Source organism: Paenibacillus sp. FSL H8-0548, from assembly GCF_038630985.1.
Classification (GTDB): Bacteria; Bacillota; Bacilli; order Paenibacillales; family Paenibacillaceae; genus Pristimantibacillus.
Map to the genome: position 1 here is coordinate 1328054 of NZ_CP152049.1, position 15978 is coordinate 1344031.

Annotated in this window: 12 protein-coding genes; 10 read left to right on the forward strand and 2 right to left on the reverse strand. The window is 46.8% G+C overall.

The features are described from left to right. Positions 1-611: 611 nt before the first annotated feature. Together MHI37_RS05495 and MHI37_RS05500 are read left to right on the forward strand one after the other, a co-directional pair. Positions 612-890 (forward strand): hypothetical protein, encoded by a 279-nt coding sequence (locus MHI37_RS05495; RefSeq protein WP_076338577.1) that lies wholly within the window; start codon positions 612-614, stop codon positions 888-890. Further along, on the forward strand, positions 874-1005 hold the full coding sequence (locus tag MHI37_RS05500; protein ID WP_256710631.1) for a hypothetical protein: 132 nt from the start codon (positions 874-876) through the stop codon (positions 1003-1005). The genes MHI37_RS05495 and MHI37_RS05500 overlap by 17 nt, the downstream gene beginning before the upstream one ends. A 1011-nt stretch (positions 1006-2016) precedes the next feature. Here the strand turns inward: MHI37_RS05500 and MHI37_RS05505 are convergent. Beyond that, positions 2017-2259: a tyrosine-type recombinase/integrase gene (locus MHI37_RS05505; protein WP_076338578.1), complete on the reverse strand. Its 243-nt coding sequence runs from the start codon at positions 2257-2259 to the stop codon at positions 2017-2019. A 396-nt stretch (positions 2260-2655) separates the two neighbouring features. Here MHI37_RS05505 and MHI37_RS05510 point away from each other — a divergent pair, with 396 nt between their 5' ends. From MHI37_RS05510 to MHI37_RS05520, 3 genes are read left to right on the forward strand one after another with little or no spacing between them, the layout of a single operon-like run. Next, positions 2656-3564 carry an ABC transporter permease subunit gene (locus MHI37_RS05510; protein ID WP_083676436.1) on the forward strand — a complete coding sequence of 303 codons (909 nt, stop codon included), beginning with the start codon at positions 2656-2658 and terminating at the stop codon, positions 3562-3564. 18 nt (positions 3565-3582) lie between these two features. Beyond that, positions 3583-4491, forward strand: a complete 909-nt coding sequence (locus tag MHI37_RS05515) for a carbohydrate ABC transporter permease (protein WP_076338579.1) — start codon at positions 3583-3585, stop codon at positions 4489-4491. 41 nt (positions 4492-4532) lie between these two features. Beyond that, positions 4533-6143 (forward strand): extracellular solute-binding protein, encoded by a 1611-nt coding sequence (locus tag MHI37_RS05520; RefSeq protein WP_076338580.1) that lies wholly within the window; start codon positions 4533-4535, stop codon positions 6141-6143. An 85-nt stretch (positions 6144-6228) separates the two neighbouring features. Here MHI37_RS05520 and MHI37_RS05525 read toward each other — a convergent pair whose 3' ends face one another. Then, on the reverse strand, positions 6229-8529 hold the full coding sequence (locus MHI37_RS05525) for a helix-turn-helix domain-containing protein (protein ID WP_076338581.1): 2301 nt from the start codon (positions 8527-8529) through the stop codon (positions 6229-6231). 132 nt (positions 8530-8661) lie between these two features. Here MHI37_RS05525 and MHI37_RS05530 point away from each other — a divergent pair, with 132 nt between their 5' ends. From MHI37_RS05530 to MHI37_RS05550, 5 genes are read left to right on the forward strand one after another with little or no spacing between them, the layout of a single operon-like run. Continuing rightward, a complete protein-coding gene (locus MHI37_RS05530; RefSeq protein ID WP_076338582.1) occupies positions 8662-10047 on the forward strand; it encodes an alpha-L-fucosidase in 1386 nt (461 codons plus the stop codon). A 20-nt stretch (positions 10048-10067) separates the two neighbouring features. Beyond that, entirely contained in the window at positions 10068-11354 is a 1287-nt protein-coding gene (locus MHI37_RS05535; RefSeq protein WP_076338583.1) for an alpha-L-fucosidase, read from the forward strand. Positions 11355-11387: 33 nt separating this feature from the next. Continuing rightward, positions 11388-12266, forward strand: a complete 879-nt coding sequence (locus MHI37_RS05540; protein WP_076338584.1) for a sugar phosphate isomerase/epimerase family protein — start codon at positions 11388-11390, stop codon at positions 12264-12266. A gap of 48 nt (positions 12267-12314) precedes the next feature. Continuing rightward, positions 12315-13340 (forward strand): carbohydrate-binding family 9-like protein, encoded by a 1026-nt coding sequence (locus MHI37_RS05545; protein ID WP_076338585.1) that lies wholly within the window; start codon positions 12315-12317, stop codon positions 13338-13340. Between the two features lie 6 nt (positions 13341-13346). Continuing rightward, positions 13347-15971, forward strand: a complete 2625-nt coding sequence (locus tag MHI37_RS05550; RefSeq protein WP_076338586.1) for a transglutaminase domain-containing protein — start codon at positions 13347-13349, stop codon at positions 15969-15971. Positions 15972-15978 lie beyond the last annotated feature (7 nt).

Genomic DNA, 15978 nt, shown 5'->3' on the forward strand with positions numbered 1-15978 from the left:
ATATCACATCAGCCACTTTCCTTGACGGTGCTTGGGTACTGCAAAGGACGGTGGCTTTTTGTTTGAAAAATATCTCCGGAGGTGAATCGACTGGTGGTTCATCTGGACAACGATAAACCGGGGCGATTGGCGGCTGCAACATACAGCGGCTCATCTGCCCCACCCTACTCCTATCTGATAAGCCGTTACCTCACCAATTGAAGGATCGATACCGATTTGATCAGCTTTACACCCGCATTCGAAACATACACCTGAATAATTCCATGGCTACAACGTGCCCACATTTTTGCCCACGAACTCTTCGCACACATCATACACACACGGATTAATTGAACTAATTTCTGAAGATTATCGGATAAAATCGCCACATAAAGACTCAAAAAACATATAAAAACGTATTTCTCTCATGGGCGGCATGATGTAATAAGGGTAACAAACCCTTATGCATTAAAGGTTTCCTGAGAAGGAAACACCATTTGGCTACATCGTGTAAAAAGAAGAGACCTTTCATGAGTTCATTGAACTTTTGGGAGGTCTCTTTTTTCGCATAATGATTTGATTTTTGATCTCTGTGGTATAATAGAAAGAAGAATCGAAAGGCGGTGTTAGGTATGAGTGTGAACCGCGATGAATTAAAACGGATGATTGACCAAATACCTGATCAGGACGCTGTTGAAGTGCATGACTTTTTTGGATATTTGAACCTAAAGCGTGAGCGTGAAGCTGCTCAAGGATTAGATGTTGAGCAACTGTCTACAGATGAAGGACTTATTCGGCAAGTTGGGCAAAGTCGTGAGGACAGACAACTTGGTCGTGTTTATGACCAAGAAGCGGGGCTCGATTATCTTCGAATGAAGGTGGAGGAATTCGAGCGTGGACAAAATTTATAAAGTGCTCTGGTCGCAAACCGCTTTGGATGAGTTAGCAGGTATTCTCGCATATCCGCCTGATTGGATAGATGGAATTAAACATAAGCGTGAAAATGTATACTGGAAGCAGAAGTAATGCATTACCTCATACATCAGGATAAAAAAGAAAAGAGGCTTCTCATGAGTTCGGATTATTGAACTTAATTGAGAGGCCTCTTTTTTCATGGTTTTTGTAACGTAAAGATAAACACGGTTTGTGATCTCATCGTCCTGATGTCCTAAACGCTCCATGATCTCATGAATTCCTACCCCCGCTTCGTTGTCGTAATAAATATCCCGATTCAACATCTTTAATTCGTTTTGTATTGCTTTGAGTTTCTCTAGTTCATTAAATGCACTAGGATCAAGCTCAATAGTCCTTCTTGAGGTACTTGTTTTAGGCGTCAGAAGTTGATATTCGGTAGTCTTGTTTTTGGATTGTAATAAGTCTTTGTAATGCTTACAGTATGCTCTATAAATGATATATAAGTTGAACTAAACATTTACGTTTTGGTCGCTGCGCGAGAAGATCATTCTGAAGGGTCGCTGTTGCAGCAAGATTCTTTGATTTTCTAAGACATTTAAAGGTAAGAATATGGCTGTAAAGGCGAACACTTCGTTTCCCCAGAAGGATCTTCTCGCTTCGCTAAATCTTCATTTTTTTAAAATATAGGAAAGGATGTCATTTCGCCATACTTTCTCTATATTTCTCGGAATGAAACGCGCTGTCGCCGCCAAAGGACGGCGATAGCCGTTTCACCATGGTTCAAGGTATATCCTTTAATGAGAAGCAGCATAGCCTGCACTTCGTACAATAGAAACCTCACATGAGAGCTGTTTCGGATGGCTACATTGTACTATTGCAGGAGATTTAGCTCTAAACCAACGCATATCTCCCTAGAATAGGCAATCTATTGCACAAACTACAGTGTACGTATCGAGTCAGGCAAGTAACGTCGGTTACGTTGTAGAAACTGCAGCGTAGCCTCGTCCGATAGCGCTATTTCCTTAACGAACTAACCCAGCAATATCAGTTGAACCAAAGAAATTTCATCCCTGCCTGTTCGAATTATTTTCTTTCTTATTACACATGCAGGTCGTTATTTCTTTACCATAGCTTTCTAAAACCTAAGTTCAACTTATAAAGATCTCTCCATTTCATAGCACATAACTCACCAACCTTTAGACCGCTATAAGCTAGAGTTGTAAAAATGGCATAGTCACGTTCCAGCCCTTGTCCCTTGGCTGTTTGTAGAAAACGTGCCAATTCTTCTTTTTCAAGATATTTGATTACCTGTTCTTCGTTTTCTATTTCTTCCGCTAAAGCCCATAATTCTCGAAACCAACACATTTTTATGAAAACGCATACATGTTATTCTTGATTTTATCATTTACGGCTGCTTTGAGGAGTTGTCTGCCATTCCAAAACGATTGGTAAAACTTGCGGAGGCCGTAAAATCGGGGGTTTTTCGGACAAAAATGACACATTATTAAAATTGTCAGAATAGTCAAACTTTAAAATCGGCTGGAGTTTACCCTTATAAGTATGCGCTTTCATGCGATATTGAAAATGACATATATACGGGAATTCCTTTTGTCGGCTATTGTTGGAATTGTAAGCGATAGCAATTCACTTACCTGTCGCCAATCACAAAACAAAAGCAAAAATACGAAACCAGGAAGGAGTGATTCTGTGCAGGAGGTTAAAGGTATAGCAGCGGGAAGCGCGCTTCCGGAGCCGGGTAAAATGAAGGGCAGAATGGGAAAGAGAGTTTTTCAGAACTGGGAGCTGTATCTATTTATAGCACCCGCATTTTTCTACTTTCTAATTTTCTCTTACGTTCCCATGTACGGCATACAAATTGCATTCAAAAACTTCATACCTACAAAAGGGATTTTAGGAAGCCCTTGGGTCGGATTTGATCATTTTGTCCGATTCTTTGATTCTTACTACTTTTGGGACTTGATATGGAACACGTTGAGTATTAGCCTTTATGAATTGGCTATCGGTTTTCCGATTCCTATTATACTGGCGCTGGCCTTCAATGAGCTGAAGGGCGGTTACTTTAAGAAGATGGCTCAGACCGTCACTTATGCGCCGCATTTCATTTCTGTCGTCGTAATGGCGGGTATGATTATTACGTTCTTGTCGCCTTCGACAGGGATTGTCACACACCTCATTCAATGGCTTGGGTTTGATGCACCTGATTTTCTGACCGATCCAAAATGGTTCAAGACGATGTATGTATTCTCGGGTGTCTGGCAAGGAGCAGGATGGGGCACCATTATTTATTTGGCAGCGCTATCTGGCGTAGATCCAGGCTTGCACGAAGCTGCCATTATTGACGGTGCTTCGCGTTTCCAACGCGTTCGTCATATTAACATTCCGACGATTGTCCCAACGATGACCATTCTATTGATTTTGAATATGGGAAGCCTACTTGGGGTAGGATTTGAGAAAATACTATTGCTGCAAAACCCACTAAACATGGGATCGTCGGATGTCATTTCGACATTCGTTTATCGCTCGGGGCTTGTAGATGCCCAGTATAGCTTCTCGACGGCAATCGGCTTGTTCAATTCCGTTATTAACGCCGTTATTCTTGTTGGTGTGAATCAGATTGTACGACGGACCAATGAAAACAGCTTGTGGTAGAAGAAGGGGGTGCGACCGATGACTAGTGCCGTTAAAGAGAGCGGACGGGATAAAGTATTTCTGATATGCAACTATATTTATGTGTTTTTGGCTTTTATTGTTGTAGCTTACCCTGTCATTTACATGATCAGTGCTTCTATAAGCGATCCGAAGTTGGTCGGTTCCGGAGAAATGTGGCTGTGGCCAAGAGGCATTACGTTTGAAGGTTATCAAAGAGTATTCCAGAACTCGAGCATATGGACGGGATATGGAAACACCATCCTTTATACGGTCGTAGGTACGACGATCAATTTATTGGTTACGCTGCCTGCAGCCTACGCGCTAAGCCGCAAAGATTTTGTAGGACGCAACTTTTTTATGGGAATGTTCATGGTTACGATGTTTTTCGGCGGCGGCCTCGTGCCAAGCTATTTGCTCGTCAAGGAACTGGGAATGGTCAATACGATGTGGGCGATTGTCATCCCTTCAGCCGCATCGATCTGGAACATCATTGTAGCTCGCACGTTCTTTCAGTCTTCCATTCCAAAAGAGCTACAAGAGGCTGCACAGATTGATGGCTGCACGAATATACGGCTGTTCTTGAAAATTATTTTGCCGTTATCGATGCCGATCATTGCCGTTATGGCTTTGTTCTACGGCGTAGGGAACTGGAACAGCTACTTCTCGGCGCTCATTTATTTGAATGACGCAGCGAAATACCCGCTGCAGCTTGTCCTGCGTCAAATTCTTGTATTGCAGGAGATGTCGGCTCAAGGCGGGGGCGCGCTGGATGCTTCTAGCGCAGCTGCTCTCAACAACAAAGCTGAAATCGCTTCACTGGTCAAATACGCCGTTATTATCGTAGCGACAGCGCCTATTATTGCGGTTTATCCTTTCTTACAGCGTTACTTTGTGCAAGGTGTCATGATTGGTTCTGTAAAGGGCTGATCTTGCTCATAAATGATATGAAAAAGGGAGAGGGATTTTGGATGAAAAAGCTTCATAAAGCATCATCGTTGTTGCTCAGTCTTACGCTGCTTGTCTCAGTAATGGCAGCTTGCGGCTCGCCAAACGAAGACAAAACAAATGGCAGCAATGCCGGGTCCGAAACATCGACATCCAATCAAGCTGAAGGGGTCAGCAAGGAAGGTTTTCCGATCGTTAAAGAACCGATCACGCTCAAAATGATGTCACAGGACGTTGGCGTAGCGGATTGGAACAAAATGCCTGTACTACAAGAGATGGAGAAATTGACAGGCATCAAATTGCAATTCCAGAACGCACCGCTTGACAGCTTTGCAACGAAGAAAAACCTTGTCTTTGCCAGCGGCGATTTGCCGGATATGTTCTACGCTGCGGATCTTAAGCCAGCAGAGCAGGTAACTTACGGCTCGCAAGGCGTTCTTGTCCCTCTCGAAAAATATATTGATGAGGGTTATGCACCTAATATCAAAAAAATATTTGATGACCATCCCGATATCCGCAAGTCATTCACAACGCCAGACGGTCATATTTATGCGCTGCCTACGGTCGATCTAGCAGCGGTTTGGTACCGTGGTCCGATGTGGTACAACGGTAAATTTTTGAAAACGCTTGGGGCATCAGAGCCAAAAACGACAGAAGAACTATATACCTATCTGAAGCGCGTTAAGGACGAAGATGCGAATGGAAATGGGAAAAAGGATGAAATTCCGCTCACTTCCGTCAAACTGAATGATTTGCGCATGTACTTCCTTGGCTTCTGGGGCATTTACGATGAGGTCGTTTACGCGGATAAAGATGGCAAAGTGCATTACACACCGCAAGAAGAAGGATACAAAGGATATTTGACCTTCCTAAACCGTCTATGGAAAGAAGATCTGCTTGACCATGAGACATTCTCGCAAACAGACGAGCAGAAGAAAGCGAAAGGCAAAAACAATCAAGTTGCTGTGTTCAATGACTATTTCCCTTACTTTACGCTAGGCGGCGAGCCAAGCGAAGACAATCCATTGATGACGCCTGTGAAAAGTGAAATCGCTGACTCGCCGGTTTACGGCAAGCACCCTGGTATTTCGGCAAACGGTACATTCGCAATCACAAGCAGCAATCCCGCACCAGAGGCAACGATGCGTTGGGTAGATTACCTGTACAGCTATGAAGGTGCTACGTTATTCGGCCAAGGCCCGGAAAACCTGCTGTGGACATATAAGGACAAAGAAAAACACGAGAAAGAATGGCTTCCGGTTCCAGGCGGCGGCGACCGTGAAGAATACAAAGGCACGATTACGCCAAACTACGGCATTCTTACGCCGGGCATGAATTCAAGCGAGCTTGCGATTGGACTTCGGAGCGACTTTGATTTATGGATCGATGAGCAAAATGCAGAGAAGCTGGTGCCAATCGCCAAAGCGCCATTCCCTAACGTTTACTTGACGAATGATGAGCAAACCGAAGCTTCTACTTTGTTGTCCGATCTGAACACGTATGTTCAACAGATGGAAGCGAAGTTTGTAACAGGCCAGGAGTCGCTCTCCAATTGGGACAAGTATATCGAACAAATTAAAAAAATGGGCGGCGATCGTATCGCCGAGCTTTATCAAAGCGCATATGACAGATAAGGCACTGATAAATAAACGCAAGCAAGCATGAAGCAATAAGCAAAAATAACCCGGTCATGCGAAATCATGACCGGGTGTTGTTTTATTATTCGTCATCCAGATCGGATGCCGTATCGACTTTTCCGTTCTCTCCGAACAACTTGCGGAATTGGCCAGGCGTATGCCCGGTTTCCTTCTTGAACTTACGGATAAAGTTAGGCGTATCCAAATAACCGACTTGAATAATGATGTCTTTAAGCGGAGCATTCGTTGTTTTTAAATGATGCATAACCTCTTCCAGTCTTTTTTGCCAAATATATTGGACGAAGTTGATGCCTGTCTTTTCCTTAAACGACCGGCTGACATGAGAAGGTGAAATAGTGAACTCGAAGGCGACCGTTTCAAGACTGAGCGTATGGTTCATATAGTGATCATCGATATAGGATACGATCCGATCGATTTGCGACTGCTCTTCCTTCTGGTTGTTGCGCTCCACTTGATTGCAGATCCGGGAGGCTAGATTCAAAAAGCCGCTTTCCAGCTCATCTAGCGTATTGCTGTAAATCATATTCGGAGCTATTTCTTGTATCAAATTATGAATGCCAAGCTCGGATGCGGTTTTCAGCATCGTATTCAAAATATCGAAGCATATGCAGCGTTTGAGTAATGCGGACAGATCGGATGATTGCAAACTCCTGATGGACGGGCTGATGATCTGTTCTGCCACATCATAGCTTCCTTGCTTCAGACTCTGAGCGAGCTTCAACAGCGAGTTGTTTGGGATCCAGAACGTATGATCCGGCGTGAAATGCAGCTTCTCGAAATAAGTGACGGTGCCATGACCGCTGGATGCCCGCAGTTCAAAGGCAGAGCAAGCTTCGATAAAAGATTGATTTAGCTGGTTTGGACTAGAATAGCAGGTTCCAACGCCAATTGTAGGAGTGGCATCAAACGTTTCCAGCAAACAGCTGAGCACCGCTTCGACAATGCGGCGGATAGGAGTGAATTCCTCTTCCGCGTCATTCGTATTGAAGCTGATAATAAGCGCGAGTTGATCGAGCTGCGGGAGCTCTACGCCGTAGGCGTGCGCTTCCAATTCCGGGAACTCGATTTGGGCAAGCAGTTCGATTATTTCTTGTCGTTCATGCATCTCTTCGTGATTATCGCTCATTTCGTCCCAACCTATCACCATAACAAAGTGATGCGTGCGGTCAAAATGAAGATCGAATGCCTCTTGCAGCTCTGGCGTAAGACTTTGCGCATTCCCGTACTTGAGCAGCATAGACAGAAAGTGATTGCGGGCGTATGGCTCTTGAAGGTCTACACGCGAGCTGTATTCCTGCAGCGCTGTCCGGATATGATCAAGCTCGTTGCCGGTGAGGGCAGATTCATTTGCTTGATTTTTCGGTTTGGTTTTGGAATTGGCAAACTCCAGAAGCGTAGAGATCGGTTGGTATTGCATTCTGGCGAGCACGAGAGCAATGGCTGCTCCAACAAGAACAACGATGCAAAACAGCATGACGATGAAGCTGCGAACATGCACGACACTGCTAAAAAACTGTGAGCTCGGCATAACGGTGACATACGTCCAGCCGTTGTTTTCCGAAGTTACGGATACGATCGAGTGCGGCTTGCCATTTAATATTTTATCGTGAATGCCGGGCGTGAGACCGAAAAGGGACTTCGCATCCGTAATCGATAAGGCCTCGCCCTGTCGATTGTCTACTAGAATTTGGCCATTGTTGTCTAAAATATAAGTTAATCCTTGATAGTTTCCTAGAATCGAATCGATTAAGCTCGTAAGCTCGGATTCCTTGATCAGATACATGATCGTTCCGTGCGGAGTAGGGCTGTACGGCGTAATGGGAACAAGATAGGCCAGCATCGAGTCCTGCAGGGTAGAGTTGCGAATAACAGTATCGGCAGGGCGCATCGTTGGAAATTTAGTAATGTTCAAGTCTTGGAAAACGGTTTCTTTGTTCCAGTTGTGGAAGCTGAAGCTGCTTGTGAATACGTCAAGACTGGACAGACCCTGCGAAGAGTAAATATTTCCATCCTTGTGAAAATACAAGAACATTTCGCTGATAATTGAGCTTGTCGCTTTGTATTGATCGAGCGCTTGAATAGCTTCTCCGCTGAAATAAGAATCGTGAACCCGAAACGGAGTCAGTCGCTTGTCATAGGAGACGCGGGATGCAATTTCGTTCAGTTCCTTCATTCGCCCGTCAATAATGACTTTGGTTTGCGTTAATTGGCTAAGGTGGGATTGTTCAATTTCGGAACGCAGATTTGTAACTGCGCTTTGATAGATGAATATGGTCATCAGCACCAATGGAATAAGCAAAATGAACAAGTAGGACCAGATATATTTTAAAAACAATTTGGATTTAAAGTAGTTCCGTTTCACGTATTCTGCCCCCTGTTATATGCTAAGCCATTTTATTGATTCTAATCATAACAACAAATTTACAATTTGGACATAGATTCGAAAATACTAAAATTAATCAAAATATAAATTTTGTAAAACTGGAGGCTTACGATGAGCGAGACGAAAATCGTCGAAGAACAAGAAGAAGTGGTTGAACAGGGCGTTCACAACTACAGCGGTGAAGAGCAATGGGTAAAGCCCGAGGACCCGCTTCTGCTTGAACGCCTTGAATGGTTCAAGGATCAGAAGCTTGGCCTTATGATGCACTGGGGACCGTATTCTCAGCTTGGCATCGTAGAATCATGGGCGCTCAGCGACACGGATGAAGAATGGTCGCGCAATGAGATCGATTGGGATGTAGACGCAGAGGAATTGAAAAGGCAGTATTTTGGACTAAATAAAACGTTTAATCCACTGCGCTTTCAGCCTGAGCTATGGGCAGACCTAGCTGCGGAAAACGGCTTTAAGTATTTGAATTTTACGACGAAGCATCATGATGGCTTCTGCATGTGGGATACCCATACGACTGACTACCGCATCACAGGTCCAGATTGCCCCTTCCATACGCACAAGTATGCCGATATTTGCAAGCAGCTGTTTGATGCTTTCCGCGCGAGGGGATTAGCGATCTCGGCTTACTTCTCGAAGGCCGATTGGCACACGCCTTACTACTGGGCACCGGGTATGGAGCGCGGCAACGTGACGTCGCGAGGGCCTTCCTATGACCCGAAGGAATACCCTCACCTTTGGGAGCAATTCGTGCAGTTCACTCACAAGCAAATTATGGAGCTGATGACTCGCTATGGGCGAATCGATATGCTTTGGCTCGACGCAGGCTGGGTCAATGACTATCGCGACCAAAACATCAGACTGGGTGAAGTGGTTGACAAGGCGCGTGAATATCAGCCTTGGCTCCTTTCGGCGGACCGTACCGTCGGTGGACCGTACGAAAATTTAATTACACCGGAGCAGACACTGCCTGATCGTCCGCTGAATGTACCGTGGGAAAGCTGTATTACGATGGGCTACGCGTTCTCTTACCGCTATGAAGATCAATATAAATCCGTTCGCCAGCTGATTCATCTGCTCATTGAAATTGTAGCGAAAGGCGGCAATTTGGCTCTAAACGTCGCTCCACAGCCTGATGGAAGACTGTCTCCAACCGCCATTTCCAGGATTAAGGGAATGGGTGCCTGGTTGAAGGTTTACGGCGAAGGAATCTATGGAACGCGTAGTTGTGAGCCGTATTCCGCTCACAACTGCCAGTTTACGAGAAAAGACGATATAGTCTATGCGTTCTACTTATACAAGGATGAGCAAGAGAGTGTGCAAGAAGAACTGCATATTCCAATCCCGCAAGCCTTCAGCCAAATCGATCTCGTTGGCGGCCAAGACAATCTGCAATACCGTAGAACGGACAACGGAATAATAGTGCTTTTACCAGAAAATGAACGGCTAGAACAAGCGCCAATCGCGCATGTCTTCCGGATTAAATAACGAAAGCGGGGAAATGAGTTATGCAAGAGTGGTTTAAAGAGGCAAAGCTCGGTATTTTTATACACTATGGCATTTATGCGGTTGATGGAGTTGCGGAGTCATGGTCCTTCTATAACGGAAGAATGCCCTATGATGCTTACATGAAACAGTTAGACGGCTTTACGGCTGCGAACTTCGATGCGGACAAATGGGCCGATTTGATTGAACAATCAGGGGCGAAGTACGCAGTTCTTACGACTAAGCACCATGACGGAGTTGCCTTGTGGGATACGCAGTACAGCGACTTAAACGTTGTGAAGAAGACACCGGTGAAACGGGATTTAATTAAAGAATATGCGGAGGCCGTTACGAGCAGAGGGATTCGGCTTGGCATGTACTATTCGCTGATTGATTGGTCGCATCCCGATTATCCGTCTGTTTTTGAAGGTGGCAGGGTACCGGAGGATCTGAGTACGGTGAATAAGTTTTCAAGTCCTGTCGATGGCATTCAGGATGAAGAGAAATGGAATAAGTTTTTGCAGTTTAACAATGACCAGCTGCGGGAGATTTTGACGAACTACGGGAAGGTTGATCTGCTATGGTTCGATGGGGACTGGGAACGCAGCGCGGAGCAGTGGAATTTGCCTGCGTTCAAGCAATACCTGCAATCGTTCAATCCGGATATTATTATCAACTCGCGTCTGCAAGGCTATGGCGACTACAAAACGCCGGAGCAAGGCATTCCGATTACGCGGCCGGAGGGACCATGGGAGTTCTGCACGACGATCAACAGCTCTTGGGGATATGTGCCGACGGATAACAAATACAAATCATTAAATCAGATCATCCGAATGTTCTGTGATTGCATTACCTTGGGGGGCAATATGCTGCTCGATATAGGCCCTATGGAGGACGGAACGATCGATAAGAGACAAGAAGATATTTTGCTCGGGCTGGGCGATTGGATTCGAACGCATGAGGAAGCGGTATTCGGCACGGAAGAAGGCATTATGCCACGTTACTATTTAGGCGGCAGCACCGTCTCGAAAGATAAAAAGACATTGTATCTCTTTGTTTATGACGATCCGAAGGAGAATTTGTGTCTGAAAGGATTATGTAATCCGATCAAAAAAATTACGGTGCTTCACTCCGGCAAAGAGCTTACGCATGAAATTCATGGCGGCGTGCCGTGGTTCAACATTCCGGGAACGACATGGATTCATATGACTGGGGAAGACACCCATAATCAAGTTACGGTGCTTAAGCTGGAATTTGATGAAGAACTGGATATGTACGGCGGTTCTGGAGCTGTTGTAACGCATAACTAGCAAGGAGGCATGCTCTCCAAGGAGGAAGAAACGATGAAAATTGGATTAAGCTCATACAGTTTATTAAACGCGATTAAATCCGGAGAGCTGAGCATTCTTGATGCCATCCGCTGGATTGCGGATAACGGCGGGGAGCATATGGAGATTGTTCCTTATGGCTACACGCTAGTAGACAACCCGGAGCTGGCGGATGCCGTTCGGGAGACAGCTAAGGAAGCTGGGATCGCTTTATCTAACTACTCGATGCCGGCTAATTTTGTGCAAGAAACGGAAGAATTGTTCAACGAGGAAGTTGCGCGAGTCAAGCTGCATGTTGATCTTGTACACCGGCTTGGCATGAACCATATGAGGCATGACGTGACCGCTTTTACCCTTCCGGAAGAAAAGATGACGATCAAATGGTTCGAGGATCATCTGCAGCTGATGGTGAAGGGCAGCCAGCTCATAGCGGATTATGCCTCACAGTACGGCATAACGACAACGATTGAAAATCACGGCTTTAGCGTACAGTCGAGCGACCGCGTACAGCGTGTTCTTCACGAGGTAGACCGTCCGAATTTCAAGACGACGCTGGATATCGGAAACTTCATGTGCGTGGATGAGAATTCGATCATCGGCGTTAAGAAGAACCTGCCTTATGCTTCGCTCATCCATTTCAAAGATTTTTATTTCCGTCCGTACGATCAGCCTCCGGGTGGCGGCGACTGGTTTTTGACGTCGAATGGGAACTATTTGCGCGGTGCGATTGTTGGACACGGTGACATTGAAATCCGCAAAATCGTCAAGCTCATTAAGGAGTCGGGTTATGACGGGTACATCACGATTGAGTTTGAAGGCATGGAAGAATGCAAGGCGGCATCCCGCATCGCAATGGACAACCTGCGCCGCTTCTGGAATGAATGCCAACGATAAGCGAGCTTCATTGATAAATATAAATTTAGATGACCCGGAGGAGATCACATGAATGTAAGCGGAGTACCGGAGCCTAATATCGAATATGCTCCCAAGCATTATATATGCAGACGCGCGGCAGGGGAGCTCGTTCTCGATGGCCGTGTCGATAAGCCTTTCTGGGCTGCGGCGAACTGGACGAATGATTTTGTCGATATCGAAGGCGACCTGAAACCAAAGCCATCTAAGCAGACTCGGGTAAAAATGCTGTGGGACGATGATTATTTTTATTTTGCGGCGGAATTAATGGAGGATCAGATTTGGGCGACGTTGACGGAGCGGGATTCGGTCATTTTTTATGATAATGATTTTGAAATTTTCATCGATCCCGACGGAGATACCCATAACTATTACGAATTTGAAATTAACGCCTTGAACACCGTTTGGGATTTGCTGCTTGTTAAGCCTTACCGCGACGGAGGTCCTCCGGTTAACGGCTGGGATATTAGCGGACTTCAGACGGCGGTGCATATTGACGGAGAGTTGAACAAGCCGGGTGCGTTGAATCGAAAGTGGAGCATCGAGGTGGCGATGCCTTGGAAAAGCTTGCGCGAGTGCGCGGCTGAAAGCAGGCCGCCAGCGAAGGGCGAGTTTTGGAGAGTCAATTTCTCTCGCGTTGAATGGCGCGCCGAAGTGCAGGATGGCGAGTTCCGCAAAGTCATTAATCCGGATACGGGGAAGTCTTACCCCGAGGATAACTGGGTATGGTCGCCGATGGGGCTTATTAATATGCATTATCCTGAGCTTTGGGGTTATGTCGTGTTTGAGGAAGGAGACGCAGCGGATTCTTTCGAGCTGCCGCCGGACGAGCGTATCAAGTGGGAGCTGCGCAAGCTTTATTATCGTGAACGCAATTACTTCGCAAGTCGTGGGGCGTTTACGAAAGAAGCGAGCCTGTTAATGAACGACAATGAAAATTGGAGCATTTCGCCAACAATTGAAACGACCCGCTCCTTATTTCAAATTTCAGCGCCGTCAACGGATGGAAAGGCTGTCTACTGTATCAGAGAAGACGGCAAGCTATGGAAGGAGTGAAATCGAATGACCTTGCAAACCTCCGTATTTTCTTTAGATGATAGAGCAATGGAGCTCATTGATCGTAAATTCCGCGAGAAGCAGCTGGTTGCTCAGGCTAGAGCGCATGAGCTGTTCGATATCTTTCAGCAGGGGCTGACTGAGGAAGAGACTTGGGCGCTCAAATATTTATTCGCTTATATGCCAGTGAACGACATGGCCGATTATGACGGAGACTTATTTTTGAGCCATGTGCGCCATACCTTGGAAATTCGGGGTCAAGTGCCTTGGGGAAGACGTGTTCCCGATCACCTGTTTTTGCATTTTGTCCTGCCATACCGTGTAAATACGGAGGATATCGAGGACTCCCGCGGCATTCTGTATAGTGAACTAGCTGCCAGGACCGCGCATTTGTCTATGGCAGAAGCGATTTTGGAGACGAACTACTGGTGCCATGAGAAGGCCAACTACATTGGCAGCGACTTGCGAACGATCTCGCCACTGACGATGATTCGCAATGCGCGGGGACGCTGCGGCGAGGAGTCAACGCTTGCAGTTGCAGCGCTTCGCAGCATTGGCATCCCAGCCCGCCAAGTGTATACGCCGCGCTGGGCACATTGTGATGATAACCACGCATGGGTGGAAGCGTGGGCTGACGGCAAGTGGCATTACATCGGCGCTTGCGAACCGGAAGCTCGCCTTGACCAAGGCTGGTTCAGTCCGCCTGCACGGCGCGCGATGCTGATCAACACGCGGGTTTTTGCGAATTATCGAGGACCCGAGGACATTACGCTTGCCGCCGAGTGGTTCACAGAAATCAATTTGCTGGAAGGTTATGCGCCTACGCGGAGCATTGCCATTGTGGTGAAGGATGAGCAAGGACAACCGGTTAGCGGGGCCGATGTTTATTTTGAGCTGTATAATATGGCTGAATTTTATCCGATTGCAGCACTCAAGACAAATGTGCTTGGCGAGGCATCGTTTAAGACGGGCTTCGGAGATCTGTTGATCCGTGCTGTTAAGGATGGCAGCTATGGCGAAGAGAAGATTACTGTCGCTGACGGCGAGCGCTTCGAGGTTATTTTGAATCAGTCGCAGCAGCCAGATGGTATAAGAGACTTTGACATGGTTCCTCCGCCGGAACGTAACGGTGAATCTTCAGATCCAGTGTCCGAGGAATGTTTAATGCGGCACAATAATCGAATTGAAGAGGGAACGAAGATTCGAACCAGCTATGAAGATACATTTCTTGGCGAAGCGCAAGCGACGGAGCTTGCGGTGGCTTTCGGTCTTCCGCAGGAGCGGGTGTGGGATGTATTGCGCAAGGCGCGCGGAAATAGCCGCGAGATAGCCGCCTTCCTGCAAGAGAACTCTTCCGAATATGGAGAGTGGCCACTGAGGCTGCTGGAGAGCATGAAGGAGAAGGATTTCATTGATACTCTCCGCCCAGCACTTATCGATCATCTCGTAGGTTCCATGTCACAACGCGGAGAGCTTGAGGAAGATACGTTCGTTTCGTATATCCTTTGTCCGCGCGTATTGCATGAAATGATCGTGCCCTATAAGCATTTTTTTCAAAATGCGTTTACCGAAGAGGAGGCGGCAACGTTCCGCCAAGATCCTTCGGTGCTTGTTCGCATACTGGATGGGCAGTGGGGCAAATGGGAGGATCTTCCCAACTTAATGGGCAAAGGAAACCCAGTAGGCACCTTTAAAATGAAAAAAGGAGATCCGCTTTCCGTCGATATTTTGTTCGTGGCGCTTTGCCGCAGCTTGGGCATTCCGGCGCGGCTGCATCCGAGCGAGCAGAAGCCGCAATATATGGCGAATGGCAGCTGGATGGATGCGTTATTCACGCATGGAACGATGCTGCAAAAGGAGAAGGCGGAGAGCGGTACGCTGCAGCTCCTTCGGGATAGTGCAGCGTTGGCAGACTCACCTGCTGCCTCGTATTCGGGCAGTTTTACGTTTGCACGGTTGGAAAACGGCGTGTATAAAACGTTGTTCTACCCCTACGGGAAATCGGATGTGTACGATGAACCGTTCGAGGTGGAACAAGGTGCTTATCGTATGACATCAGGTGTCCGTCTGAAGGATGGCACGGTACGAGTGCGCTTTTCTTATTTCACGGTGCGCGCAGGGGAACAAACGGGAATTTCGCTTACATTCCGTGAGGCGCAGCAAGATATTCCTGTGCTTGGGTCGATGAATCGGAGCAATACAGTCGCCTATCTTGACGGAACGAGCGTGGCACTCGGAGATCTGATCGGGATGAACGGAGCGGTAGTTGCCTGGATAGAACCGGAGCGAGAGCCGTCCAAGCATTTGATTCGAGAAATTAGCGAGTTGGCCGAACCGTTTGCAGAGCTGGGTGCGCCAATCGTTCTCATCGTGGGCGATTCGGAGTGGACCGCGTCGTTTGATCCTTCGCGATATTCGAAGCTCCCTTCTGGCACCGTATTTGTCCGGGATTCGACCTATGCTTCGTTACCAGGCTTTATTGCGGAGCCTCCGACGAGTGAAGCGGGCTTCCCGCATCTCTTCGTGCTGGACAACCAAGACCAGATTCGCTATACAGCATCAGGCTACAAGATTGGAACCGGGCAGGAAGCGTTGCAGCTTCTAACAGGCGTATGGCAGCAACCACTTTAAAGGAGTG